The organism is uncultured Modestobacter sp. (assembly GCF_947486615.1).
Classification (GTDB): Bacteria; Actinomycetota; Actinomycetes; order Mycobacteriales; family Geodermatophilaceae; genus Modestobacter.
The window spans coordinates 40,161-64,774 of sequence record NZ_CANKUD010000005.1 but is presented as its reverse complement, the minus strand read 5'-3'; the positions used below and the strand labels follow the sequence as shown (position 1 = coordinate 64,774).

The following is a 24,614-nucleotide window of genomic DNA, read 5'->3' as shown; positions in this document are numbered from 1 at the left end:
GCCGGAGACCGGCAGCGCGACCCGTGGCGAACCTACCGACGCCGGGCACCCGCCGCCCGGTCAGCGCTCAGGCCGCGCCCCGCAGCTCCACCCGCAGGTGCGCCAGCAGCTCGGTGCGGTCGGCCGCACCGAGCCGCTGGCGCATCCGCGCGACGTGGTGCTCGACGGTCTTGGCCGAGATGAACAGCCTGCTGCCGATCTCCCGGTACGTCACCCCGGCGACGACCAGCTCCGCCACCTCGCGCTCGCGCGCGCTCAGCCGACCACTCGGCACCGGCTCGGCGGCCGGCGCCGGCGGCTGAGCCGGTTCCGGCGGGCCGGACAGCGTGCGCGCACACTGCAGCAGCGCCCCCCGGTCGGCTGCCTCCCGCGCCCGGGCCGCCGCGTGCCCGGCCAGCCGGGAGCCCTCCCAGGTCCAGCCCGCGGCCCCGAGCGCGTCCGCCGCGGCCACCACCTGCGCCGTGGTCGCGGTGCCGTGCAGCACCGCCAGCCAGGTGTGCCCCGCACCGGCCAGCACCCCGGCCACCGGGCTCGTCCGGGCCGCCGCGACCAGCGCGGCGGCGTGCGGCTCCAGGTCACCCGGCCGCTCGGCGAGGATCGCCGCCTGCACACCCGACCAGTGCCAGCCCGCCGACCACACCGCCGGCTCGCCCAGTGCGCCCAGCAGCTCGGCGCCCTGGCGGCGCAGGTCGTCCACCACGTCCAGCCGGCGCAGCCGGGCACCGGCGGCGATGAGCTCTCCGGCGGGGAGCAGGGTCAGCAGGTCCACCGGGTACCGCACCCAGGCCTCGCGCGCCGGCTCCCAGGCGGCCAGCTGCCCGGCCAGGTCGCCCCGCCGTCGGGCGAGACCGAGGTGCAGCGTGCGGCGGAACAGCTCGTCGCGCGGCTCCAGCGGGGTGCCCTCCCCGAGCACCCCGGCGGCCCGCTCGACGGCGTACAGCCCCTGCTCCGCCTCGCCCAGCCGCCCCGCGACCATCGCCGTCCAGGCGGCCAGCAGACCGTGCCGCGGCTGAGCCAGCCGCCCTCCCGTGCCGGACCGGTCGGCCCGGCGCAGGACGGCCGCGGCGTGGGTGGCGTCACCGATCGACAACGCCAGGACGGCGGCCACGCCGGCCGGGGTGTCGGCCAGCAACGTCGTCCGGCCGACCGGCTCGACCAGCGCCGCCGCCTGGGCCAGCGTGGTCAGCGCCCTGGCCACCGGGGCGTTCCCGTCGAGGGACTGAAGCACGGCGACGGCGACCAGCCGTTCGGCCGCGGCCTGCGCCTCCGGGGGGTGCTCCGGTGCGCCGGAGGCCACCAGCTCCTCCGCCTCGGACCGCCGACCGGCCAGCAGGAGCTGCAGCGCCGCCGCACCCGCCCGGTCCGCTCCGGCCCGGCGGAACAGTCCGGCGCTGCGCAGCGGCAGTCCGCGACCGGCCAGCAGGACGCCGCTCACCCCCGCGGCCCGGCGGACGGCGTGCTCGTCCGTCCCGTCCCGGGACCGGCGGGTGACGTCGTCGGCCCAGCGCAGCGCCTCCGCGACGTCGCCGGTCAGCGCCGCGGCCTCCGCCTGCAGTGCGGCCACGTCGGCCGCGTCGGCGCCGACCGCCGCGGCCTCGCCGAGCAGCCGTCGGGCCTCCGCCGGGTCGTCGGTCAGCACGGCGGCGGCCTCGGCGGTGAGCAGCCCCGCGGCCAGGCGGTCGGGGCTCCGGTCGCCGGCCAGCAGCCGCGCCACCGGCAGCGCGAGCCCGCCCCGGTCGTCCAGCAGGCGCAGCAGGCGGCGGCGCAGCTCGGTGGTGAGGCCGCCCGGGCAGGTGACCAGCAGGGCAGCGCGCACCGGGCCGGGCAGCGCACCGTCCGGGCCGACCAGCCCGCTGGCGCGGGCACGATCCAGGTCGGCCCGCAGCACGGCCCCATCGGCGAACAGCAGCTCGGCCAGCAGCTCGACGTCCCACGGCGCACCCGCGGCGACGGCCTGCAGCACCCGGGCGACCGGCTCGTCGAGCCCCGCGACCAGCTGGCCGACCGCGGCCCGGACGGCGTCCGGCACCGTCTCGCCGTCCGGCGGCACGCCACCCCGGTGCGGGAGCGGTCCACTGCGGGAGACCACGCCCCGGTGCGGTGCCCGGACCGCGCGCGGGGCCGGCCCGAGCGAGGCCACCACGTTGCCGTGCCGGCTGCCCGCCCCGCCCGCCAGCGCGGCGACGTGCCGGGCGACGAGCACCGGCAGCCCACCGGTGGCGTCGAGGACGGCGTCCACCAGATGCTCGGGCGCCCGCCCCAGCTCGGCAGCCAGCCAGCGGGCGACCTCTCCCCGCGGCAGGTGCCCCAGCCGGACGACGCGGCGGGCGCCGGACAGGCCGGCGAGGAGCCGGGCCAGCCCGGGCCCGGCCGGACCAGGCCGGTGGGCCACCAGGGTGCACGTCCCGGATGCGGCCGCGCACGCCACCAACCCCGCCACCGCACCCGGGGCCAGCCGGTCGGCGTCGTCGACCACGAGCACGGTCCGGCTGCCGCCGCCGACCGGTGACCCCGCACCGGTCAGCACCCGGCGACCGGAGTTCCCCAGCAGCTCGGCGACCTGCTCCAGCAGCCAGGTCTTCCCGCTGCCCCCCGGCCCGACGACCTCGACCACCGGCGGCAGCGCGTCGGCCGCGGCGGCGGACAGCAACCGTCCGGCCGCCGGCCCACCGACCAGCCGGCCGGGGACCTCTCGCACCGGAGCCCTCACGCTGCGCCGCCCGAGGCCGGGACGACGGTCGACGCCGCAGCCTGCCTCGGCTCCCCCGGCCCGACGGCCCCGCGGCCCGCTCGTCGGCCTCCTCGGCGCCCCGGCCGCGCCTCGTCGGACGGCGCCACCGCCTCGGGCCGGGGCCGTTCGGCCGCCGCGGCGGCCAGCAGCGCCGCGCCGCGCGCCGCGACCGTCCGGGGGTCGGCAGGCACCACGGGCACCACATCGGCGGCCTCGCTCACCACCTCCACGGCGCCGGGCAGCCCGGCTCCCCACCCGGTGAGGACCACCGCGGTGTGCCCCTCGCGGCGAGCGGCCCGCACCTCCGGCAGCCCGCCGAGCACGGCGGCCAGCGGGCCGGCCAGCGCATCGGCCCACTCGCTGCGCAGCAGCCGCACCCGGTCCGCCCCCACGGCCAGCCCTGCGGCCGGGCTCGTGGCCAGCTCCTCGGCGGCGGCCCGGCAGTCGAGCCGGAGAGCCCGCGCCGTCGGCTCGTCGAGGGCGCCCTCCGGCACCGGCAGCTGAGCCAGAGCGAGGGCCAGCAGTGCGTCCTCGGCGTCCCGGGCCCCCCACGGCACCGGCGCCGACGGCAGCCCGACGGGTGCCACGGCGCCGTCCGCCAGACGCACCCGTGCGGCCGAGGTCTCCCGGTCACCCAGCTCCACGACGACGACGTCCGCGGGCGGGTGGAGCAGTTCGTCGAACGTCAGCTGGGCCACCACCGCCAGCGGCCGCCCGAACAGGCGAGGGGCGGGCAGTCCAGCGGCGTCCAGGGCAGTGGCCAGGGACCCGCGGCGGTGGTCCGCCCAGTGCGCGGGCACGGCGACGGCGACGTCGGCCGGCCGGCCGTCCGGCAGCGCGGCGTCCAGCGCCGCGACCAGCCGGACGGCGACCAGGTCGGCGGCCGGCACCGGGCCGTCGACCGTCCACACCGGCACCGGGTCACCGACCCGCGCCAGGGCTGCGGGCGAGCACTCCGCACCCGGAGCGGCGACCACCGTCGGGGAACCGTCGAGCCGGCACCGTGCCAGGGCCAGGACGGGAGCGGCGAGATCGACACCGACCGCGGCCGGGAGCACCTCGCGGCCCCGCTGCACCAGCTCTGCACCTCCGGATCGGTTGCGGCCCGCACCGTGTTCCGGACCCACGGAGGACGCTAACTGCGCCGCACCGGCCGATCAGCCCGGCAGCCGTGAACACCTGGACACGGCTGGGTGAATGGCGGGACGCCGCGCCCCGGAACGGCGCGGCTCCACCGACCGGATCCCCCAACGACCCCCCATGAGCAGGGGCGACCCTCCCGATGCGGGGGTCGGCGGGCGTGCCTTGACTGCGAGCCGCACCGCCGGGCGACGAACGCCGGCACCCCCGATCCCCAGGAGTGGTCCGCCATGTCCGATCTCGCCAGCTCGCTGCTGTCCTTCATCCTCGACCTGCTCCGCGACCCCGAGGCCGCCGAGGAGTTCGCCGCCGACCCCGAGGCCGCACTGGCCGAGGCCGGCCTCGGTGACGTCACCGGAGCCGACGTCGCCGCGCTGGCCCCCGTGCTCGCCGAGCACGCCCCGGTCGCGATGACCGCCGGCCACGTCGCGGCGCCCGCCGCCGCCGGCTCCCTCGGCCACTCGGCCGGCCACGGCAGCACTCCCGCCCCGGCCCCGGCCGAGTCGGCCCCGGTCGTCGAGCAGATCCAGTTCCTGCAGGCGACCTACAGCTACGACTCCAGCGTCACCTACGACTTCTCCTCGGACGTGTGGGCCGCCGGCGACATCACCACGGTGTTCGGCGACGCCGCGTTCGGCACGGGCAACGTGGTCGGCGAGCACAACGCCGTCGGCGACGACGCGGTGGTCGAGGACGCCCGCGACCTGTCGGACAACTCCGTGGTCGACAACTCCGACAACAGCGAGACCTCGGTGACCATCGGGGACATCGCGATCGGCTCGGGCAACGACTCCTCGGACAACTCCGTCGTCGACAACTCCGGCAGCACGAACATCAGCGACTCGCTGAACGGCAACGACCTGTCGGACAACTCCGTCGTCGACAACTCCGACAACTCCGACAACTCGGTCGTCGACAACTCGGACAACAGCGACAACTCCGTCGTCGACAACTCCGACAACAGCGACAACAGCGACAATTCGGACAACAGCGTCGTCGACAACTCCGACAACTCGGACAACTCGGTCGTCGACAACTCGGACAACAGCGACAACTCGGTCGTCGACAACAGCGACAACTCGGACAACTCCGTCGTCGACAACTCCGACAACTCCGACAACTCCGTCGAAGAGGTCACCGACAGCCGGAACCAGAGCACCACCACGAACAACACGGCGAACACCACGGTGACCGACAACTCGGTCACCGCCGGTGCGATCGTCAGCGACTCGACGATCGACGCCTCGGACAACTCCGTGGTGGACAACTCCGACAACTCGGACAACTCCGTCGTCGACAACTCCGACAACAGCGACAACTCGGTCGTCGACAACTCGGCGAACGACGCCTACAACACCGACAACTCGCTGGACGACCACTCGGACAACTCGGTCGTCGACAACAGCGACAACTCGGACAACTCGGTCGTCGACAACTCCGACAACAGCGACAACTCCGTCGTCGACGAGTCCGACAACTCCGACAACTCGGTCGTCGACAACAGCGACAACTCCGACAACTCGGTGGTCGACAACAGCGACAGCTCCGACAACTCGGTCGTCGACAACTCCGACAACAGCGACAACTCGGTCATCGACGAGTCCGACAACTCCGACAACTCGGTCGTCGACAACAGCGACAACTCCGACAACAGCGTCGTCGACGAGTCGGACAACAGTGACAACTCCGTCGTCGACAACTCCGACAACAGCGACAACTCGGTCGTCGACGAGTCCGACAACAGCAGCGACACGGAGATCCACGACTCCTTCGACGAGAACGACCTGTCGGACAACTCGGTGGTCGACGAGTCCGACAACAGCGACAACTCCGTCGTCGACAACAGCGACAACTCGGACAACTCGGTCTTCGACGAGTCCGACAACAGCAGCGACACGGAGATCTCCGCCGTGTTCGGCGGCGACGACCTGCCGCAGGACAGCACCGAGCTGGCCGACACGACGATCTGACCGGGTGGTGGGTCGACGCCCCTCGACCCACCCCCCTCCCCGGTCGCCCGGGTCCGCTGCCCATCGCAGCGGGCCCGGGCGACCGGCATCCCACCCGTCCACGCCACCCCACCGGAGGACGACGTCGTGGCCACTGCGCCCCGCCCCACCGACCTGCTCGAGCGGCTCGCCGAGCTCAGCAGCACCCGCGCCGACCTGCTGTCCCGGCTGGCCGTGGCCCAGGCCCGCGGCACGGCCCCGGGGGTGCGGGCAGTGGTGGTGGGTGAGCTCAAGCAGGGAAAGAGCGCCCTGGTCAACGCGCTGGTCACCGCGCCGGTCTGCCCGGTGGACGACGACGTCGCCACCGCCGTGCCCACCGTGGTGCGTGGTGGGGCGAGCGCCTCGGCCGCCCTGGTGCACACCCCCGGGTCCGCGCCGGTGGAGCTGCCGCTGGACGACGAGCTGGACCGGACGCCCGTCGCCATCCCCGCACTCGGCGAGCACCTGACCCGGACGACCGACCCGGACGACGCCCGGCGTCTGGTCCGGGCCGAGGTGGTGCTGCCCCGGGCACTGCTGTCCGGTGGGCTCCAGCTGGTCGACACGCCGGGGGCCGACAGCGCCGGCACCGGGCACTCGGCCACCACGTTGACCGTGCTGCCGGCCGCCGACGTCGTCCTCTTCGTCTCCGACGCCTCGCAGGAGTTCACCGCGCCCGAGCTCGAGCTGCTCCAGCGGGTCGTGGCCGGCTGCCCGACCGTGCTGTGCGTGCTGACCAAGACCGACCTGTACCCGGACTGGCGTGAGGTGCGTGACCGGGACGCCGCGCACCTGGCCGCCGCCGGACTCGACCTGCCCCTCCTGCCGGTGTCCGCGACCCTGGAGATGACGGCGGTCACGGCCCAGGACCGGGAACTGCACGCGGAGTCCGGCTTCCCGGCGCTGCTCGGCCGGCTGCGGGAGCTGGCCGGGAGCGGGGCGGAGCTCGCGCACCGCTCGCTGGTGCACGACCTGACGGTGGTGACCGAGGAGCTGACCGCGAGCGCCCGCAGCGAGCTGGCCGCCCTGCTGGACCCCGCGCACGCCGAGCAGCTGGTCGCCGACCTGGAACGGGCCCGGGACGAGGTCGACCGCCTGCGCCGGCGGTCCTCCCGCTGGCAGCAGCTGCTCAACGACGGCGTCGCGGACCTGATCGCCGACATCGACCACGACCTGCGCGACCGCGTGCGGGCGGTGACCCGGGAGGCCGAGGACGCCATCGACGCCGCCGACCCCGGACCGCTGTGGGGCGAGCTCACCGCCTGGCTGCAGGAGCGGGCGGCCCTCGCGGTCAGCGAGACCTACACCTGGGCGGGCCAGCGGGTCGACTGGCTGGCCGGTGAGGTCGTCGACCAGTTCGCCCGGGACGGCGGCTCACCGGTGCCCCAGCTGCGGATCGACGGCGCCGACGACGTGCTGGCCGGGCTGGTGGCGCTGCCGGAGATCGACCGCGGTGCGCTGACCCTGCCGCAGAAGGTGCTGATCGGCATGCGCGGCTCCTACAGCGGGGTGCTGATGATCGGCCTGCTCACCAGCCTGGCCGGCATGGCGCTGGTCAACCCCATCTCGGTGGGTGCCGGACTCATCATCGGCGGCAAGGCCTACCGGGACGACCGCCTGCAACGGCTGCAGCGGCGGCAGGGCGAGGCGAAGACGGCGGTGCGCCGCCACCTGGACGAGGTCGTCTTCCAGGTGGGCAAGGAGCTCAAGGACCGGCTGCGGCTGGCGCAGCGCACCCTGCGCGACCTGGTCACCGAGACCGCCGACGAGATGCACCGGGCGCTGGGCGAGGACGTGCGCGCGGCGCAGCGGGGCACGCGCAGCGCGACCGCCGACCGCGACCAGCGCATCCGCGCCCTGCGCAGCCGGCTCGACCAGCTGACCCGCCTCTCCCGGGACGTCCGGGCGGTGCGGCCCGCGGCCGGCCCGGGCGGCGCCGTCCTGCCCTTCCCGACCGGCCCGGCCCGAGCCGCCCGGTGAGGTACCCCGCCGAGCCCACCGGCGGGGAGGCCGTCGGGGAGCTGCTGGAGCGTGCCGCGGCCGCCCGGCCGGACGCCCCGGCGCTGGTCGGGCGGCTGCTGGAGGCCCGCCGGCGGCTGGACGAGCCGCTGCGGCTGGCGGTGGTGGGGCGGGTCAAGGCGGGCAAGTCCACCGTGGTCAACGCGCTGCTGGGGGAAGAGGTGGCGGGCACCGGCGCGGCCGAGTGCACCCGCGAGGTCACCTGGTACCGGTTCGGCCGTTCCGCCGCGGTCACCCGGCACGGCGCGGACGGGCGCCGCCCCCTGCCGGTGCGCCGCGGCCGCAACGGCCTGGACGTGACCGCCCCGGTGGAGGACGGCGGACGGCTGGTCGTCGACTGGCCGGCGGAGCGGCTGACCGAGCTGACCCTGGTCGACACCCCCGGCACCGCGTCCTCCCCGGGGGCAGCAGCCCGCACCGCCGGACTGGTCACCCCGGCGGACGGGGCACCGCCGGACGTCGACGCGCTGCTGCTGCTGACCCGCCGGGTGGACGCCGAGGACGTGGCGCTCCTCCGCCGCTTCCAGGCGGCCGCGCCCGGGCCGGGCGCCCAGGGGAGCACGTTGACCGTGCTCTCCCGAGCGGACGAGGTGGGCGCCGGCCGGCTGGAAGCGTTGCCCGCCGCCGGCCGGGTGGCCCGGCGCGCAGCCGCCGCACCGGAGGTTGCCGAGCTGGTCGGTGGCGTGCTGCCGGTGGCCGGACTGCTGGCGCTGACCGGCCGGACGCTCCGGCACGACGAGCTGGTCTCGCTGCGCTCCCTCGCCACCCTGCCCGCAGCGGAGCTGGAGTGGCTGCTGCGCAGCGCCGACAGGTTCGCCCGCCCGGGCGCCACCGGGGTGCTGCCCGCTGAGGCCCGGGCGGCCCTGCTGGCCCGGCTCGGCGCGTTCGGGGTGCGGCTGGCCACCTCGCTGGTCCGCGAGGGGACCGACGACGCGGCATCGCTCGGCGCCCAGCTGGTACGGCGCAGCGGCCTGGCCGAGCTCGAGCGGCTGATCGCCGTCCAGTTCACCGCGCGCGCCGGTCGGCTGCGCGCCCGGTCGGCCGCCGCCGTGCTGGAGGACGCCCTGCGCCGGGCGCCCCGCCCCGGGGACGACGGTCTGCGGGCCGGGCTGGAGCGGCACCGGGCCGCCGCCGCCGACCTGGCCGAGCTGGACCTGATCGCCCGGCTGCGCGGCGCCGGCGCTCCCCTGCCGGCCGACCAGCGGCCCGCGGCGGCGCGGCTGCTGGGCGCCGAGGGCACCACCGCTGCCGCCCGGCTGGGCATCCCCGCCGAGAGCGACCAGGAGCAGGCGCGGACAACTGCGCTGGCCGCGCTCGGCGACTGGCAGGTCCGGGCCGCTGAGCCGCTCGCGCCGCGGGTCAGGACCGACGCGGCCGAGGTGGTCCTGCACAGCCTGGAACGGGTGCTGTCGGCCGCCGGCAGGTCAGGAACGGCCCTCCCGGAGCCACCGCGTGACCGACCGGGCGGGCAGCAGGAGGGCGCCGGCGAGGCTGAGCAGCCCGGCGGCGCCGATGGCGTACCGGTCGACCTCCGGGCCGCCGGCCACCACGCTGCCGACCACCAGCGACACCGGCACCGCCGCTCCCGCGACCGCCGCCAGCCCCCAGCGGGCCCAGGCGCGGCGGTGCAGCAGCAGGACGACGCAGACGGCGCCGAGCAGCGCCAGCACCCCGACCGCGGAGAGCGCGGTGACCAGGGTGGCCGCGACGCCGTCCCGCACGAGGTCCGCCGGGGTCTGCGGGTCCTGCGCCACCGCCCGGGCAGCCAGCCGCGACCGTGACCCGGCCAGGTCGGCGGCCGCGGCGGCCACCCCGACCACCGCGCCGACCGCGGCGAGCACCTGCAGCACGACCACCGCCTGCAGCACCCGGGGCACCGGTCCGGCGTGCGGCGCGGTCGGCGGCGGTGCTCCCCGGCTGATCGGCGGTCGCGGCGGCGGCCCGCTGCGCCGGGGCGCCGGCAGCCGGACGGCGGGGTCTGCGATCAGGGGGCTCTCCGGGCTCATCCCGGCGGACGCTAGCCCCGCCCGGTGACGCCCGGGTGGACGGCGGGCGGCCGTCCGGCCCGTCCCGGCGGCCGCAGGGTCAGACGTGCCAGGGGAACGGGGAGAAGTCCGGGTCGCGCTTCTCCAGGAAGGCGTCCCGGCCCTCCACGGCCTCCTCGGCCATGTAGGCCAGCCGGGTCGTCTCCCCGGCGAACAGCTGCTGGCCCACCAGGCCGTCGTCGATGAGGTTGAACGAGTACTTGAGCATCCGCTGGGCCGTCGGGCTCTTGGCCACGATGCGACGTCCCCAGTCCAGCGCGGTGGCCTCCAGCTCGGCGTGCGGCACGGCCCGGTTGACCATGCCCATCGCCTGCGCCTCGGTGGCGGTGTACTCCTCGCCGAGGAAGAAGATCTCGCGGGCGAACTTCTGCCCCACCTGGCGGGCCAGGTAGGCCGAGCCGAAGCCGCCGTCGAAGCTGCCCACGTCGGCGTCGGTCTGCTTGAACCGGGCGTGCTCGACGCTGGCCAGCGTCAGGTCGGCGACGACGTGCAGGCTGTGCCCACCGCCGGCCGCCCACCCCGGGACGACGCAGATGACGACCTTGGGCATGAACCGGATCAGCCGCTGCACCTCCAGCACGTGCAGCCGGCCCGGGTTGCCGGCAGCTCCCTCGTAGCCGTACTTCCCACGGACCCGCTGGTCCCCGCCGGAGCAGAAGGCCCAGCCGCCGTCCTTCTCGCTGGGTCCGTTGCCGGTCAGCAGCACGCACCCCACGTCCCGGGAGAGGCGCGCGTGCTCCAGGACGGCGAGCAGCTCGTCGACCGTCTCCGGGCGGAAGGCGTTGCGCACCTGCGGCCGGTCGAACGCGACCCGGACCACGCCGGCGTCCACCGCCCGGTGGTAGGTGAGGTCGGTCAGCCCCTCGAAACCGGGCACCGGCTCCCAGGCCGCGGGGTCGAAGGTCTCCGAGACGTCGGCGCGTGCGCTCACCCGCCGAACGTAGCCGGGGGCACGGCCGACCGCCCGCGCCGGGTTCTCCGGCGCGGGCGGTCGTGTGCCGTGCGGTGCTACCGGGCGGTCAGCGGATCTTGCGGAAGGGACCGGTGATCGCGAAGACGTACCCGGGGTTCGGGTCGGAACCCTCGTCCGGGCCGGAGGTGCCCTCGCCGCCACTGCCGTCGCCCTGGATGTTGGCGAACATCGTCTGCCGGTCGTGCGCGAAGTTCGGGCCGGTGAACTCCGAGCCACTGGCCTCGTTCCGGGCGAAGAAGAACGGCTCGTTGCTGGTCGTCGTCCCCACCAGGTGCTGCGCGCCGCTGCCGTCCTCGGCGATCATCACGCCACCGAAGGGGGAGACGGTGATGTTGTCCGGGCCGTCGGGGTCGTTGTCCTGGTCGCCCGGGGTGTAGACGAACCGGAGCTTGAGCTCGATGGTCTCCTTGCGCGGGTCGAGGAACCACACCTGCCCGTCGTGCGGGATCGCGCTGTCGCCCTCACGCGCGAAGGAGGACACGAAGTAGACCCCGTTGTCGCCCCACCACATGCCCTCGAGCTTGCGGCTGCGGGTGATCGGCTTGGCGTAGGCCTGCTTGCGGGTGGACAGGGTCCGCGCGTCCCGGTCCGGGACGGTGACCCACTCGATCGAGTAGGTCGTGCCCGCCTCGGTGGCCAGCGACAGGTCGGGGACGTGCGTCCCGCCGTCCATCGCCCGCATCGCCTCGAACGCGCCGTCGGTCGGCCCGAACTTCTTCAGGTCACCGGCACGGCGCAGGCCACCCGGGATGCGCGGGGCCGTCCAGCGGTACAGCAGGCCGTTGGGGTTGCTGGCGTCCTCGGTGAGGTAGAGCTGGTCGGCCCGCGGGTCGACCACGACCGCCTCGTGCGCGAACCGGCCCAGCATCTTCAGCGGCTGGGGGTTCATGTTCTCGGCCTGGTCGTACGGGTGGACCTCGAAGACGTACCCGTGGTCCTTGGTGAGCGTGCCGTAGGCGCCCCGGCTGCCGACCCGCGCCTCGGTCTCCTCGCAGGTCAGCCAGGTGTCCCACGGGGTGACGCCGCCGGCGCAGTTGTTGTGCGTGCCGGCGATGCTCACGTACTCGCGGATGCGGTTGTTGTCCTTGTCGACCTCGAGGTTGGTGGTACCGCCACCGCCCATGGGGTCGTAGGTGAAGTCGGGGATCGCCGGGACGGGGTTCTCCTCGGACCCGCTGACCTCGTGGTTGACGACGAGCACGCTGCCGGTGCCCGGACGACGGGGGAAGCTGGCGGTGCCGTCCGGGTCGGCCGGGGTGAACTGACCGCTCTCCAGCCGGGTCACCCCGCTCTCCGCGATGATCTTGTAGCTGAAGCCCCGGGGCAGCGCGAGGATGCCCTTCGGGTCGGGCACCAGGGGCCCGTAGCCGGTGACGCCCGCGGCGCCCGCCGGGGCGGCGCTGGCGCTGCCGGCGCCGAACAGGCTCTCGACGCTGCCGACCAGGGCGACACCGAGTCCGGTGGCGGCGGAGCGGGCGAGGAAGCCGCGCCGGGAGACCCCGGCGTCGTTGGTCTCAGGGTGCTGCTCGTGCGTGGTGGTCATGGGACCCTCCGTACTGGGGAAGCTAGCGGGATCCACGCTCTGCCTCGTACGTGGACGTCCCGTCACATCGAGACGAACAGGTCCGTGCCATCCGGCAGCTCGCAGTCGACCCCGCATGCACTCCCGCGCACGCCACTCCCCCGGGTCGGCAGCGCCGAGCTGCACCACCGCCGAGCTGGCCGCCCCGGCGTCGGCAGGGCAGGCTCCCGAGGATGCGGGTCGGGACGTTCAACCTCGCCTCCGGCCGGGACGCCGGCGGCCGCTCCGTCGACGCCGCGACGCTGCGGGCCGCGCTGGACGACGTGGACGTCGACGTGCTCGCCGTCCAGGAGGTGGACGCCGGCCAGCCGCGCTCGCACGGCGTCGACCAGGCCGCCGAGGTGGCCGCTGCGCTGGGCGCCACCGACTGGCGGCACGCCGCCGCGGTCGCCGGGACGCCGTCGCCCTTCCGCAGCTGGACGCCGGTCGACCCACCGGTGCTGCGCGGGCCGGGCGAGCCGGCCGACGGCCCGCACTACGGGATCGCGCTGGTCAGCCGGCTGCCGGTGCGCCGCTGGTCGGTGCTCCCCCTGGGCGCGGGCCGGGCCCGGCTGCCGCTGCAGGCACCCGACCCGCGCACCGGCCGGGTCCGCTGGTGGTGGTTCCCCGACGAGCCCCGGCTGGCGGTCGCCGCCGAGCTCGACGGGTGCACCGTGGTGGCCACCCACCTGTCCTTCGCCCCGCACACCGCGCTCCGCCAGCTGGTCCGGCTGCGCCGGTGGTGCGCCACCCTCCCCGGCCCGGTGCTGCTGGCCGGCGACCTGAACCTGGTCGGCCCGGTGCCCGCCCGGGTGTTCGGCGGCCGGCGGCTGGTCGCCGAGCCCAGCTACCCGGCCGGCGCACCCCGGGTGCAGTTCGACCACCTGATCGGCCCGGCCGGGCTGGCGGCGGCCCGGCCGCGGGTGCGCCCGCTGGCGATCGGCGACCACCGGCTGGCCACGGTCGAGGTCAGCCTGCGCTGAGCACCTCGGCACGGCGGTCCGTGGCGGGCAGCGCGCGGTCCAGGGCCCGGAACAGCACCAGGAACACCAGCGCCAGCAGGACGACGAAGCCCAGGTTCCCCAGCGCGACGGCGAGCCCGAGGACGCCGACGTCCAGGAAGGGATAGGGGTACCAGCCGGTCACCGCGCCGTGCGCCAGCGTGTAGCCGGCGTAGACCACCGGCCACACCAGCGCGGCCAGCACCGTGACACCGGTGATCCGTGGCCGCGGCCCCAGCAGCAGCCAGCCGAGCAGGGTGGCCACGGGTGACACGTAGTGCATCGCGACGTTGGTCCACCAGGACAGCCCCTGCAGGTGGATGGTCGGGGCGAGCACCACGGCGTACACCAGCCCGGTGACGGTGATGCCCAGCAGCGCGTCCAGTCGCAGCACCCGCCAGCCGCGCCCGTCCCGGTCGGGGTCGCGGGCCAGCGTGGCGGCCGCGGCCACCACCAGCAGGTTGCTCTGGATGGTGAAGTAGCTCAGGTAGCGGATCACCGGGGTCGCCGAGCCGGCGCCGTCGATCGTGCGCACCAGGTCGGTGAGCACCGCGGCGCCCACGACGAGGGCCAGCAGGCCCCACCAGACCCGGGCGAGGGTGGTACGCGGATCGGCAGCGGTCACCCCGACATCCTCGGCCGGAGACGCCCCGGACTTCAGGTGAGCAGCGGACGCAGCACCGGCAGGGACGCGGCGAACCCCGGGTGCAGCTCGGGCAGGTCGTCCAGGCCGAACCAGCCCACGCCGACGCTCTCCTCGTTCAGGGCCAGGTCCGCCGGCTCCAGCGGACCGGCCGGGGTGGCCAGCACCGTGGTGTAGCGCCAGCCGCCGTGGTCGTCGACCGACTCCCGCCCCAGGACGACGTCGGCGCGGCGCAGCCCCAGCTCCTCACCCGCCTCCCGCAGCGCCCCGTCGGCCGGGGACTCCCGCGGGTGCAGCGCGCCGCCGGGGGTGCCCCAGGTGCCGCCGTGGTGCGACCACTCGACGCGCAGCTGCAGCAGCACCTCCGGGCCGGTGCCGCCCGGCCGGTGCAGCAGCAGCCCGGCCGCCCCGGCCAGCCCCCAGTGCCGGTGACCCAGGGCGCAGGTGGTCCAGCCGTCGGTCAGGGAGCGCACGGCGACAGTCTGCCGTGGGGTCGACCCGCCGCCACCCGGGGCACCGGTCGGGCACGAGGCGATCCGGACGAGGCGATCCGGACGAGACGAGGAGTGGCGGACGCCCCACCCGCCCGGTCCGACGGTGGCATCGGCGCACGCCGGGCAGGATGACGGCATGGAGACCGTGCAGCTGCGCCGCTACGTGATGGAGCCGGGCCGGATGGCCGACTTCCTGGCCTGGTTCCCGACCCTGGTCCCGGTGCGGGCGCAGTACGGGTTCCGGCTGCTGTTCGCGCTGGTCGACGACGAGCACGAGACGTTCACCTGGGCCGTCGCGCACGACGGCGACCAGGACGAGTTCCGCCGGGTGGAGGCCGTGTACAACGACGCGCCCGAGCGGGCCCGGGTGTTCGAGACCTTCCCGGCGTGCATCGCCGACAAGGAGATCGGCTTCGCCACCCCGGCGGTGTGACGGCCCTGGGGCAGGGACCTGCGTCCCTGCCCCAGGGGGTCGGTCAGTGACCGCCCTCGCAGCACACGTGCGGGTCCTCGATCTCGAACGGCTGGAGCACTCCCCCGGCCGCCCGCTCGACGAGCAGGGTGAGCTGCCCGCCGGAGTGCGTCGGCCGCAGGAACCCGTTCGGGCCGGTCTCGACGACGTCGGAGCCCGTGGGCTCCACGCCGATCCCGTTCACCCGCTCGATCGCGGTGGCGGCGATCAGGTCGGCCACCGAGATCCGGCCGGTGACCCCGGCCGAGCCGGGGAACCGGACCGCCCGGCCCGCGGTGCCGGCACCGGCCTCGTCCAGCGCGACCCGAGCCGGGGCGGTGCTGCCCTCGTCGGCGTCCTCGCCGGGGTCACCGGCGACCACCGGTCCACCCAGCGCATCGGCCAGGGCCGCCCGGGTGGCCGCCGGGTCGGCCGGCTCCCCGGTCAGCCGCAGCGAGACCCCGACCCGGGGCGCCGGGCCGGAGCGGTCCACGTGCGTGCAGACCAGCTCCGCCCCGGCGCCCGAGCCGGCCAGCGCCTCGTCGACCGCCGCCAGCAGGTGGGCGTCGGGGACCTCGTCGGCCCCCGGCGCCACGCCCCACCAGAGTGCGGTCAGCGCCGCCGTCATCAGATCGCGTCGACGAACACCGGGTTGGCGTAGAACCAGAGGTCCTCCCACGGGTTCGCGTCCCCGACGACGTCCATCAGCGGGTTGCCGTTGCTGTCCAGCTGGTTGCCGTCGCTGCCGCGCAGGCGGACGTAGAACGAGCGCTCCACGTTGGTGAAGGTGTGCTCGAAGGTCCACTGCGCCCGGCCGCGGCCGACCTCGAAGGTCTTCACCACGGCGGTCTCCGGGGCGGTGAAGACGTCCCGGTCGGAGGCGGCACCGGTGACCGGGCCGCTGATGACGTCGACCTTGGCCAGCTTCGGCACGTCGCCGTTGGCGTTGGCGCCACCGGCCACCTTGACCGTGATGGTCACCGTGACGTCGCCGCCGCGGCGGACCCAGGTGCGACCGCCGAGCGTGGCGCCCTGCGGGTCGCCGTCCTTGGCCGAACGGACCCGCACGTCGAGGCCCTCGATGATCCGGCCGTGCACGGCCACGACCTTGCCGGCCTGCAGGCCCTGCATGATGCCCACGTAGGAGCGGGAGTCCGAGCCCACCAGGGTGCTGCTGTACTGCCCCGGCCAGAAGTCGCCGTACTGGGTGATCGGCCGGCCGGTGTCGACGGCGTCGCCCTTGGTGCCGTTGGCGTTGAAGTCCAGCGGGCCCTGGACGCGGGTGTCCCGGAAGACCCGGTGCGAGTCCGACGTCGCGGTGACCCACCACGGCTTGCCCTCGGCCAGCAGCGAGTCCCAGAGCCCGCCGACGGTCGCGGTCATCCAGTCGAAGCCACCGAAGGTGCGATAGGACTCCATCGGGTAGGGCACGAACCGGTCCGCCCGCTGGCCGGCGTTGTCGTAGTAGCCACGGCCGCTGCCGGGGCCGCCCTGCGAGGTCGGGATGCCGGCGGCCTGGTGACCGGGGGCGCCCTCCATGCCCACGGCGACCTGCGGGGCCGCGTCGCGCCAGTTGCGGATCTCGTGCGGGCTGTCGATGCCCTGCCGGCTCGGGTGGTTGGCGAACATCAGCGCGATCTCGGTGCGCCGGTTGCGGACCTGGTTGTCCAGGTACTTCAGCGCCTCGATGGCGTAGGGCTCGACGTTGCCGGTGACCCCCTTGGCCGACAGCACGCTGCCGTCGTAGCCGGCCTCGAAGGCCTTGAGGATGTCGACCGTCGCCGGGCCCGGCGGCAGCATGACCGTGGCGTGCTCGGCGCTCGGGATGTTCCACTCCAGGCCCTGGTAGATCATCGTGCCCGCGTACTGACGGCGGACCTTCTCGATCTCCGGGGTGATCTTGTCGATCGAGAGCTTCTGGTGGGCGACGCCACCGTGGTCGGTGATGACCATCCAGTCCAGGCCGTACTGCCGGCCCTTGATGACCTGGGTCGCCACGTCGTACTGCGCGTCCGGCGAGTACTTGGTGTGGATGTGGTGGTCGCCGGCGTAGAACTGCGAACGCCCGGTCCAGGCGTTGGTGGTGGTCCCGGCCTCGGCCGCGGCGGCGACGCCCTGGCCCAGCCCGCCCGCGACACCGGCGACACCGGCAGCGGCACCGGCGACGGCGGCCGCGGTGGCCAGGAAGCCACGGCGCGAGACCGACAACGGGTCGTCGGCCTGCGGGTCGGCCCAGGTGCCCTCGACCCCGGAGGTCGCGTGGTGGTGGTGGTCGTGGTCGCCGTGGTGGTGGTGGCCGTGGCCGTGGTCGTGGTCGTGGCTCATTCGAGGCGCTCCCGCATCGTCCGTCCTGCATCTGTCGGCAGCGACTCTCCGATGGGACCGCCACGAATGGGTGACACGCAGACGAGCATCCGGCCAACAACACACACTGGTGCGAACAGCTCGCAACAACGCGGTGCACGCGGGCGGGCCCACCGGCTCACCGCCCGGACGGCGCGCACCGGTGGCAGGATCGCGGCGCCGGACCCCGCACCCCGAGGAGAACCGATGACCGCATCGACGCGGACCACCACGACCATCGCCGAGCTGCCCTCGCTCACGGGCCAGGAGCTGGGCACCAGCGACTGGTTCGAGGTCACCCAGGAGCGGGTGAACACCTTCGCCGACGCCACCGGGGACCACCAGTGGATCCACGTCGACGTCGAGCGGGCCAAGGCCGAGAGCCCCTTCGGCGGACCGATCGGGCACGGGTACCTCACCCTCTCCCTCGTCGTCCCGATGTACTCCCAGGTGCTCAGCGTCAGCGACGCGAAGATGGGCGTGAACTACGGCCTGAACAAGGTGCGCTTCCCCGCGCCGGTGCCGGTCGGCTCCCGGATCCGGCTGACCGCGACGCTGAACGACGTCACCGAGATCGCCGGCGGCCTGCAGCTGACCATCGGCGCGGTCATCGAGCGGGAGGGCGGCGAGAAGCCGGTCTGCATCGCCGAGCTGGTCTTCCGCACCTACGCCTGAGCCCCCGCATCCCAGGGCCGGCCATGTTGGCGAACATGGCCGCCCGACCCGGCCATGTTGGCGAACATGGCCGCCCGACCCGGCCATGTTGGCGAACATGGCCGGGGTTCTCGGGGAGGACGGCGGTGCGCCTACCGTGCGGTCCGTGCGCATCGCCGTCTTCACCGGGTCCCACGCGGGCCCGCCGTCCCACCAGCAGGCTGCCGCCGACTTCGCCACCGCCCTGGCCCGGGCCGGGGTGGGCATCGTCTACGGCGGGGGCAACGTCGGCCTGATGGGCGTGGTGGCCGACGCCGCGCTGGCCGCCGGCGGCGAGGTCGTCGGGGTCATCCCCCAGCACCTGGTGGACGACGAGGTGGCCCACCCCGGCCTGCCCCGGCTGGAGGTCGTGCAGACGATGCACGAGCGCAAGGCGGTGATGGCCGACCTGTCCGATGCCTTCGTCGCCCTCCCCGGCGCCGCCGGCACCCTCGAGGAGCTCTTCGAGGCCTGGACCTGGGGGATGCTCGGGCTGCACGCCAAGCCGACGGCCCTGCTGGACGTCGAGGGCTTCTGGCAGCCGCTGCTGGGTCAGCTGCGCCGGATGGTCGACGACGGCTACCTCGCCGCCAACCGGCTGGAGGCCCTCGGGGTGGTGCACGACGCCGCGGAGCTGCTGGCCTTCGTCGACGGCTACCGGCACCCGGCGCGGAAGTGGACGCCCCCGGCGACCTGAGGTTGACGCCGGCGAGCCGTGGGCACCGGTCGGGGCATGCGACTGACGAGGACCCTGGTGGCGCTGGCGATCGCCGGGAGCACCGCGCTCACCGGTACCGCCCTCACCGGCTGCGCCGGCGAGAACACCGACCTGCAGCGCGGCGAGACCGACTGCGACGGCGGCAACAACAACAGCCACGACGAGAACTGCGACCAGACCGGCACGCCCGATCCGGCCGACAACACCTGACCGGTGGAGCACGCCGACGTCGTCGTGGTGGGGGGCGGGCCCGCCGGTGCGGCCTGCGCCGCCGCCGTCCGCCGGGCCCACCCGGACGCCGACGTGCTGGTGCTGGACCGCGCCGGGTTCCCCCGGGACAAGGTCTGCGGTGACGGCATCGCCCCGGAGGCTCTCGACGTGCTCGCCGGCCTCGGCCTGGACGTCGCCGCACTGACCGACGGGTACCCATCCGTGCCGCGGCTGCGGCTGCGCGGCCCCGGCGGGACGACGGTCGAGCGGGCGACCACCCGGCCCTCGGTCGTGGTGCCGCGCGCGGTGCTCGACGGCCGACTGCTGGCCCAGGTGCTGGCCACCGGCGTCCGGTTCCGCCGGCACACCGTCCGGTCGGTCACCGTGCACCCGGAGCACGTCGAGGTGGACGGCATCGTCCGGGCCGGGGTGCTGGTCGGCGCGGACGGCGCGGAGTCGGTGGTCCGCCGGGCGCTGGGCGTGCCGGTGAACCGGCCGGACCGGCTGGCGGTGGCGATCCGCGGCTACGCGCCGGTGCTGCCCGGCTCCGACGGCGTGCAGGTGGTGACCACGACGGAGCGCCGCTGGCCGGCCTACGCCTGGTCGTTCCCGCTCGGCGACGGCCGGGCCAACGTCGGCTACGGCGAGCTGGTCGCGGGCGGGGTGACCCGGGCGGAGCTGGTCGCCGGCCTGCACCGGCTGCTGCCGGGGGTGCAGCCCGAGGGCCTGCGGGCGCACCGGCTGCCGCTGTCGACCGGCCGGCCGGCGCTGCCCGGCGGCCGGGTGCTGCTGGCCGGGGACGCGCAGTCGCTGATCAACCCGCTCACCGGCGAGGGGATCTTCTACGCCGTGCTGTCCGGGGCGCTGGCCGGAGCCGCGGCGGGCGCCGGGGCGCGGGCCGGGCAGGTGCACCGGCAGCTGCTGCGGCGCCGGCTCGGCGGGCACCTGCGCGGGTCGTCGCTGGCCTCCCAGCTGAGCCGCTGGCCGGTGCTGATGGACGCGGCGGTGCGCGCGGCCCGCGAGGACCAGCGGGTGTTCGACGACGTCGTCGCCCTCGGACTGGCGGACGGCCGGCTCACCGCCCGGACCCTGGCGGCCACCGTGCGGCGGCTCAGGTGAGAGCGACCTCGACCCGCCCGCGACCGGCCCGCTTGGCCGCGTAGAGCGCTGCGTCGGCGGCGGCGTACAGCTCCTCCAGCCCGGTGGCGTGCGACGGCGCGTGCGCCACCCCCAGGCTCACCGAGACCGCGAGCAGCGTGCCGTCGGCCAGCAGCAGCGGCGCGGCCCGGACGGCGTCCAGCACCTCCGAGGCCCGGCGGACGGCCACGTCGGCGGAGCAGTCGGGCAGCAGGACGGCGAGCTCGTCGCCCCCCATCCGGCTCAGCACGGCGTCCCCGGCGCGGACGACGGTGCGCAGCACGTCGGCCACGTGAACCAGGGCGTCGTCCCCGACCGGGTGGCCGTACCGGTCGTTGATGGTCTTGAACGAGTCGACGTCCACCAGCACCAGCGAGGCACCCTGCGGGGTGAGGGGGGCGCCGAGCGCGGAGCCGAGGGCCTCGTCGAGCACCCGGCGGTTGACCAGGCCGGTGAGCGAGTCGACCGTGGCCTGCTGCTGGAGCAGCGCGACCAGCCGGTCGGTGGTCTCGGCGGCGCGGACCAGCATGATCGCCATCACCACGAGCACGGCGCCGAAGAAGCTGAGGTCACTGACCGCGTCGCCGACCGGCTGCAGGTGGAAGAGCACCACCGCGTCGCCGGCCAGCGACACCGCCGCGACCAGGGCGACCGCACCCCGCCGCAGGTTCACCCCGGCCCAGAGCACCGGGAACGCCAGGAAGGCCTGCCCACCGGCCGAGGGGTCCTGGGTGATCCAGTTCATCCCGCAGCACAGCCCGGCCCCGATCAGGGCGATCAGCACGTACCCGCCGCGGGCGTCGATCCGCTCGGGGGGAACGGCCCGGTAGACCGCCGCCAGCGCGACGAGCACCGCGGCGGTCACCCATGAGGCGACCATCCCCGCCCGGGTGACCGAGTTCGGGCCGAACAGCGAGAAGACCAGCATGACCACGGCGCAGACCAGCAGCACCAGGACCGCGGTCCGGGCGGCGCCGCGAGGGTCGCGGGCCCGCATGGCCGCTGGTGTCTGCATCCCCTGATGATCGGCGCAGACGGAGATCGACTGTGCACGACCGGACACCGCCCCCCTCGGGCGGGTGAGTCGTCTCCGACGCCGGCGAGACCGCACGGTCGCGCCCTGTGACGGCCCCCACCGTTCCGGTGAGGGCCGCCACCTGGGAGGATGCGGAGGGCGTGGGATTCGAACCCACGAAGAGGGGTTACCTCTTAGCGGTTTTCAAGACCGCCGCCATCGGCCACTAGGCGAGCCCTCCTGGCGGCGACGAGCCTAACCCCGGGCCCCGTACTCCCCGCCGTCCCGGCATGAACCGCCGCCGGACGGCGTTGCACCCACAGATGGTCCGCGAGGCTCGCGTCGACCTCCCCCAGCCTGCACGACAACCGAAGGACACTCCCTGTCTGTGACCGCTCCCCAGCAGTCCCCCACCCGTCGCCGTGAGCGCAGCGCCGCCCGTCAGGCCGCAGCCCGCGACGCCGACCGGACCGCCGCCCGCGACGAGCAGCGCGCCCAGCAGGTCTGGGTCGACGGCGCCGCTCCCGAGCTGCCCACCCGGGCCACCCGCCCGCAGAAGGTGGTCTTCCACCTGGGCCCCACCAACTCCGGCAAGACCTACGAGTCGCTGCAGGCGCTGGCCGCCCTCGGCTCCGGCGTCTACGCCGCCCCGCTGCGCCAGCTGGCGCACGAGGCCTACGCCAAGCTCTCCGCCCAGCTGCCCCCGGGCACCGTCGGTCTCTCCACCGGCGAGGAGGAGATCGACCCGTTCGCGCCGATCGTCTGCTGCACCGTGGAGAAGGCCCCCGACCGCGGCGAGATGCTGGTCCTGGACGAGTCGCACTGGGTCACCGACCCCGACCGCGGCCACCACTGGGCCCGGCTGCTGCTGACCGGCGAGTACCGCGAGATGCACCTGATCTCGGCCGCCGAGGCCTACCTGGTGCTCAAGCCGCTGGTCACCGACGCCCAGCAGGTGCAGGTGGTCAACCACAAGCGGCTCTCCCGGCTCGACGTCCTGCGCTCCCCGGTGCGCACCGACGGGGTGAAGCCGCAGACCCTGGTCGTCGCGTTCTCCCGCAAGACGGTCTACGCCGTCGCCGCCGAGCTCGACCAGCACCGGCCCGGCAAGGTCGGCGTCCTCTACGGGGCGCTGCCCCCGGCCACCCGTCGTGACGTGATCGACCGGTTCACCCGGGGTGAGCTCGACGTGCTGGTCACCACCGACGTGATCGGCCACGGCATCAACGTGCCGGCCACCACGGTGCTGTTCGCCGAGACCACCAAGTTCGACGGCCAGGAGCTGCGGCCGCTGCGCACCTGGGAGGTCGCCCAGATCGCCGGCCGCGCCGGCCGCTACGGCCTCACCGGGCACGGCCAGACCGGCATCCTGATCGGCGTGGCCGGGCTCAAGCCGGTCGGCGCCCTGGTCGCCTCCGGCGCTGCCGTCGCGCGCGGCGACGAGATGAGCGACCTGCCCAAGCGCCGCCCGCGGCTGCGCCCGGAGCTGGAGGACCTCGGCGCGTTCGAGGCCGTCGACCTGCCCGAGGCGCTGACCCGCTGGATGGCCTGGGCCCGCGCGGCCACCCGCGACGAGGGCATGACCGCCGACGACGTCACCGGCCTGGTGCTGCGGGTGCACGCCCTGCTGCCGATGCTCAAGGGCCCGCTCGGCGCCGCCGGCGACCTGCAGACCGTCTGGCGGCTGGTCAACCTGGCCATCGACTACAACCCGCCGCGGCGCACCCGCTGGCTGGTGCTCGCCCGCGCCGCCCTGCAGCACGCGATCGGCCTGCCCGTGCCGGTGGAGACCGTGCTGCCGGAGTACCCGGTGAAGGCCAGCGTCGAGGAGTACGAGCAGACCGCCGCCGCCGCGCGCGACGCGCAGACCCTGCTGCGCCAGTTCCCCGGCGTCGCCGGCCTGGACAGCGAGGACGCCGCCGAGCTCGAGGAGGCGTGCGCCAACACGATCACCGAGCTGCTGCCCGACGCGATCGCGATCGGCCGCTCCGGCAAGTGCGTGGAGTGCGGGACGTCGATCGCCCCGTGGTTCAGCACCTGCCGGCCGTGCAGCTCCGGGCCCTCGGGCGCGCGCGGCCCCGGACGCGAGGGCGCGTCCCGTGAGGGCGCCGGCCGCAACGGCCGCGGTGGCCGTCCGGCGTCCCGATCGGGGTCGCGGCAGGGACGCCGTCCCAGCCGCAGCGGCCGCTGACCAGCTGACCCGAGGGCGGGCTCCCACCGGGAGCCCGCCCTCGCCGCGTCCCTGCCAGAGTGGGCCGATGGGACCTCTGCACGGGCTCCGCGTGGTGGAACTGGCCGGCATCGGCCCCGGCCCGTTCGCCGCGATGCTGCTGGCCGACCTGGGCGCCGACGTGCTGCGCATCGACCGGCCGGGCGCCGCACCGACGTTCGGTCGGCCCGAGGTCGACCTGCTGGCCCGCGGTCGTCGGTCGGTCGCCGTCGACCTCAAGCACCCGGACGGCGTGGCCACCGTGCTCACCCTGGCCGAGCGGGCCGACGTCCTGCTGGAGGGCTTCCGCCCCGGGGTGACCGAGCGGCTCGGTGTCGGGCCGGACGAGTGCCTGGCCCGCAACCCGCGGCTGGTCTACGGGCGGATGACCGGCTGGGGGCAGGACGGCCCGCTGGCGCAGACCGCCGGGCACGATGTCGGCTACATCGCCGTCACCGGGGCACTGCACGCCATCGGCCGGGCCGGCGGGCCGCCGCAGGTGCCGGTGAACCTGCTCGGCGACTTCGGCGGCGGGGCGATGTACCTGGTGGTCGGGGTGCTGGCCGCGCTGCTGGAGAGCCGCGCCAGCGGGCGCGGGCAGGTGGTGGACGCGGCGATCGTCGACGGCACCGCGCACCTGTCCACGATGCTGCTCGGGATGCTCGCCGGCGGGCTGTGGCAGGACCGGCGCGGGGTGAACCTGCTGGACACCGGCGTCCCCTGGTACGACGTCTACGAGACCGCCGACGGCGGGCACCTGGCGGTCGGGGCGCTGGAGCCGCAGTTCTTCGCCGAGCTCACCGAACGGCTGGGCGTGCCCGGCGCGTCCCGCGACAACCCGGCCGCGCTCCGGGAGCTGCTCACCGAGACGATCCGCACCCGGACCCGGGACGAGTGGGCGACGGTGTTCGACGGCTCCGACGCCTGCGTGGCCCCGGTGCTGTCCTACGCCGAGGCCCGCGACCACCCGCACCTGCAGGCCCGCGGCACCTACGTCGAGGCGCACGGCATCACCCAGCCGGCGCCCGCACCGCGCTTCTCCCGCACCCCAGGCGCGCTGGACCGGCCGCCGCCGAGCCCGGGGCAGCACACCCGGGAGGCGCTCAGCGACTGGGGCGTGCCCGGCGTCGACGCCCTCCTGGCCACCGGCGCCGTCCACCAGCCCTGACCTCCCGGCCATGTTGGCCAACATGGCCGGGGAGGGCGGTCAGGCCGGACGGACCGGGCGGATCCGGCAGAACGG

20 protein-coding genes and 1 tRNA gene are annotated in these 24,614 nt (G+C 75.3%); 11 read left to right on the top strand and 10 right to left on the bottom strand.

Features of this window, described 5'->3' with window-relative positions:
• Positions 1-67: 67 nt before the first annotated feature.
• Positions 68-2,698, bottom strand: coding sequence for a LuxR C-terminal-related transcriptional regulator (locus tag Q1A09_RS11365; RefSeq protein ID WP_299954839.1), 2,631 nt, complete (start codon positions 2,696-2,698; stop codon positions 68-70).
• An 8-nt stretch (positions 2,699-2,706) separates the two neighbouring features.
• Positions 2,707-3,807 (bottom strand): hypothetical protein, encoded by a 1,101-nt coding sequence (locus tag Q1A09_RS11360; RefSeq protein ID WP_299954837.1) that lies wholly within the window; start codon positions 3,805-3,807, stop codon positions 2,707-2,709.
• Between the two features lie 294 nt (positions 3,808-4,101).
• Here Q1A09_RS11360 and Q1A09_RS11355 point away from each other — a divergent pair, with 294 nt between their 5' ends.
• The 3 genes from Q1A09_RS11355 to Q1A09_RS11345 all read left to right on the top strand — a co-directional run bounded on the left by Q1A09_RS11355 (position 4,102) and on the right by Q1A09_RS11345 (position 9,659).
• Positions 4,102-5,841, top strand: coding sequence for an IniB N-terminal domain-containing protein (locus Q1A09_RS11355; RefSeq protein ID WP_299954834.1), 1,740 nt, complete (start codon positions 4,102-4,104; stop codon positions 5,839-5,841).
• A gap of 126 nt (positions 5,842-5,967) precedes the next feature.
• The gene (locus Q1A09_RS11350; RefSeq protein ID WP_299954832.1) at positions 5,968-7,839 is read left to right on the top strand and encodes a dynamin family protein; all 1,872 of its coding nucleotides are present in this window, start codon (positions 5,968-5,970) and stop codon (positions 7,837-7,839) included.
• On the top strand, positions 7,836-9,659 hold the full coding sequence (locus Q1A09_RS11345) for a dynamin family protein (protein ID WP_299954829.1): 1,824 nt from the start codon (positions 7,836-7,838) through the stop codon (positions 9,657-9,659). Before Q1A09_RS11350 ends, Q1A09_RS11345 begins: the two co-directional genes overlap by 4 nt.
• 304 nt (positions 9,660-9,963) lie before the next feature.
• Here the strand turns inward: Q1A09_RS11345 and Q1A09_RS11340 are convergent, their stop codons facing one another.
• Entirely contained in the window at positions 9,964-10,854 is an 891-nt protein-coding gene (locus tag Q1A09_RS11340) for a 1,4-dihydroxy-2-naphthoyl-CoA synthase (RefSeq protein ID WP_299954827.1), read from the bottom strand.
• An 88-nt stretch (positions 10,855-10,942) separates the two neighbouring features.
• Positions 10,943-12,439, bottom strand: a complete 1,497-nt coding sequence (locus Q1A09_RS11335) for an alkaline phosphatase PhoX (protein ID WP_299954826.1) — start codon at positions 12,437-12,439, stop codon at positions 10,943-10,945.
• A 212-nt stretch (positions 12,440-12,651) separates the two neighbouring features.
• On the opposite strand from Q1A09_RS11335, the gene Q1A09_RS11330 reads away from it, so the two are divergent.
• Positions 12,652-13,440 (top strand): endonuclease/exonuclease/phosphatase family protein, encoded by a 789-nt coding sequence (locus Q1A09_RS11330; protein WP_299954823.1) that lies wholly within the window; start codon positions 12,652-12,654, stop codon positions 13,438-13,440.
• Here the strand turns inward: Q1A09_RS11330 and Q1A09_RS11325 are convergent.
• Together Q1A09_RS11325 and Q1A09_RS11320 are read right to left on the bottom strand one after the other, a co-directional pair.
• Positions 13,427-14,083 carry a Pr6Pr family membrane protein gene (locus Q1A09_RS11325; protein ID WP_299954820.1) on the bottom strand — a complete coding sequence of 219 codons (657 nt, stop codon included), beginning with the start codon at positions 14,081-14,083 and terminating at the stop codon, positions 13,427-13,429. The genes Q1A09_RS11330 and Q1A09_RS11325 overlap by 14 nt on opposite strands.
• A 32-nt stretch (positions 14,084-14,115) precedes the next feature.
• Positions 14,116-14,574 (bottom strand): NUDIX domain-containing protein, encoded by a 459-nt coding sequence (locus Q1A09_RS11320; protein WP_299954817.1) that lies wholly within the window; start codon positions 14,572-14,574, stop codon positions 14,116-14,118.
• A 157-nt stretch (positions 14,575-14,731) separates the two neighbouring features.
• Here Q1A09_RS11320 and Q1A09_RS11315 point away from each other — a divergent pair, with 157 nt between their 5' ends.
• Positions 14,732-15,028, top strand: coding sequence for a hypothetical protein (locus tag Q1A09_RS11315; RefSeq protein WP_299954814.1), 297 nt, complete (start codon positions 14,732-14,734; stop codon positions 15,026-15,028).
• A 43-nt stretch (positions 15,029-15,071) separates the two neighbouring features.
• Here Q1A09_RS11315 and Q1A09_RS11310 read toward each other — a convergent pair whose 3' ends face one another.
• Together Q1A09_RS11310 and Q1A09_RS11305 are read right to left on the bottom strand one after the other, a co-directional pair.
• Positions 15,072-15,674, bottom strand: a complete 603-nt coding sequence (locus Q1A09_RS11310) for a hypothetical protein (protein ID WP_299954811.1) — start codon at positions 15,672-15,674, stop codon at positions 15,072-15,074.
• Positions 15,674-17,371 carry a PHP domain-containing protein gene (locus tag Q1A09_RS11305; RefSeq protein WP_299954806.1) on the bottom strand — a complete coding sequence of 566 codons (1,698 nt, stop codon included), beginning with the start codon at positions 17,369-17,371 and terminating at the stop codon, positions 15,674-15,676. Before Q1A09_RS11305 ends, Q1A09_RS11310 begins: the two co-directional genes overlap by 1 nt.
• A gap of 225 nt (positions 17,372-17,596) precedes the next feature.
• Between Q1A09_RS11305 and Q1A09_RS11300 the strand changes: the two genes are divergently transcribed.
• The 4 genes from Q1A09_RS11300 to Q1A09_RS11285 all read left to right on the top strand — a co-directional run bounded on the left by Q1A09_RS11300 (position 17,597) and on the right by Q1A09_RS11285 (position 20,129).
• Positions 17,597-18,064, top strand: a complete 468-nt coding sequence (locus Q1A09_RS11300) for a MaoC family dehydratase (RefSeq protein ID WP_299954804.1) — start codon at positions 17,597-17,599, stop codon at positions 18,062-18,064.
• A gap of 145 nt (positions 18,065-18,209) precedes the next feature.
• Positions 18,210-18,779: a TIGR00730 family Rossman fold protein gene (locus tag Q1A09_RS11295; protein WP_299954802.1), complete on the top strand. Its 570-nt coding sequence runs from the start codon at positions 18,210-18,212 to the stop codon at positions 18,777-18,779.
• 36 nt (positions 18,780-18,815) lie between these two features.
• The gene (locus tag Q1A09_RS11290; RefSeq protein WP_299954800.1) at positions 18,816-19,010 is read left to right on the top strand and encodes a hypothetical protein; all 195 of its coding nucleotides are present in this window, start codon (positions 18,816-18,818) and stop codon (positions 19,008-19,010) included.
• A gap of 3 nt (positions 19,011-19,013) precedes the next feature.
• Positions 19,014-20,129 (top strand): NAD(P)/FAD-dependent oxidoreductase, encoded by a 1,116-nt coding sequence (locus Q1A09_RS11285; protein ID WP_299954798.1) that lies wholly within the window; start codon positions 19,014-19,016, stop codon positions 20,127-20,129.
• Here Q1A09_RS11285 and Q1A09_RS11280 read toward each other — a convergent pair.
• On the bottom strand, positions 20,122-21,162 hold the full coding sequence (locus Q1A09_RS11280; RefSeq protein ID WP_299954796.1) for a GGDEF domain-containing protein: 1,041 nt from the start codon (positions 21,160-21,162) through the stop codon (positions 20,122-20,124). The genes Q1A09_RS11285 and Q1A09_RS11280 overlap by 8 nt on opposite strands.
• 153 nt (positions 21,163-21,315) lie before the next feature.
• A tRNA-Ser gene (locus tag Q1A09_RS11275) sits at positions 21,316-21,403 on the bottom strand.
• A 147-nt stretch (positions 21,404-21,550) separates the two neighbouring features.
• Here Q1A09_RS11275 and Q1A09_RS11270 point away from each other — a divergent pair.
• Together Q1A09_RS11270 and Q1A09_RS11265 are read left to right on the top strand one after the other, a co-directional pair.
• Positions 21,551-23,353, top strand: a complete 1,803-nt coding sequence (locus Q1A09_RS11270; protein ID WP_299954795.1) for a helicase-related protein — start codon at positions 21,551-21,553, stop codon at positions 23,351-23,353.
• A gap of 67 nt (positions 23,354-23,420) precedes the next feature.
• The gene (locus Q1A09_RS11265) at positions 23,421-24,539 is read left to right on the top strand and encodes a CaiB/BaiF CoA-transferase family protein (protein ID WP_299954793.1); all 1,119 of its coding nucleotides are present in this window, start codon (positions 23,421-23,423) and stop codon (positions 24,537-24,539) included.
• The last annotated feature ends 75 nt before the right edge of the window (positions 24,540-24,614 follow it).

Coding starts and splice junctions, on each gene's coding strand:
- Q1A09_RS11355 (WP_299954834.1), top strand. CDS start 4,102: ATGTCCGATCTCGCCAGCTCGCTGCTGTCCTTCATCCTCGACCTGCTC.
- Q1A09_RS11330 (WP_299954823.1), top strand. CDS start 12,652: ATGCGGGTCGGGACGTTCAACCTCGCCTCCGGCCGGGACGCCGGCGGC.
- Q1A09_RS11305 (WP_299954806.1), bottom strand. CDS start 17,371: ATGAGCCACGACCACGACCACGGCCACGGCCACCACCACCACGGCGAC.
- Q1A09_RS11290 (WP_299954800.1), top strand. CDS start 18,816: ATGCGACTGACGAGGACCCTGGTGGCGCTGGCGATCGCCGGGAGCACC.
- Q1A09_RS11265 (WP_299954793.1), top strand. CDS start 23,421: ATGGGACCTCTGCACGGGCTCCGCGTGGTGGAACTGGCCGGCATCGGC.
- Q1A09_RS11280 (WP_299954796.1), bottom strand. CDS start 21,162: ATGCAGACACCAGCGGCCATGCGGGCCCGCGACCCTCGCGGCGCCGCC.
- Q1A09_RS11300 (WP_299954804.1), top strand. CDS start 17,597: ATGACCGCATCGACGCGGACCACCACGACCATCGCCGAGCTGCCCTCG.
- Q1A09_RS11335 (WP_299954826.1), bottom strand. CDS start 12,439: ATGACCACCACGCACGAGCAGCACCCTGAGACCAACGACGCCGGGGTC.
- Q1A09_RS11310 (WP_299954811.1), bottom strand. CDS start 15,674: ATGACGGCGGCGCTGACCGCACTCTGGTGGGGCGTGGCGCCGGGGGCC.
- Q1A09_RS11315 (WP_299954814.1), top strand. CDS start 14,732: ATGGAGACCGTGCAGCTGCGCCGCTACGTGATGGAGCCGGGCCGGATG.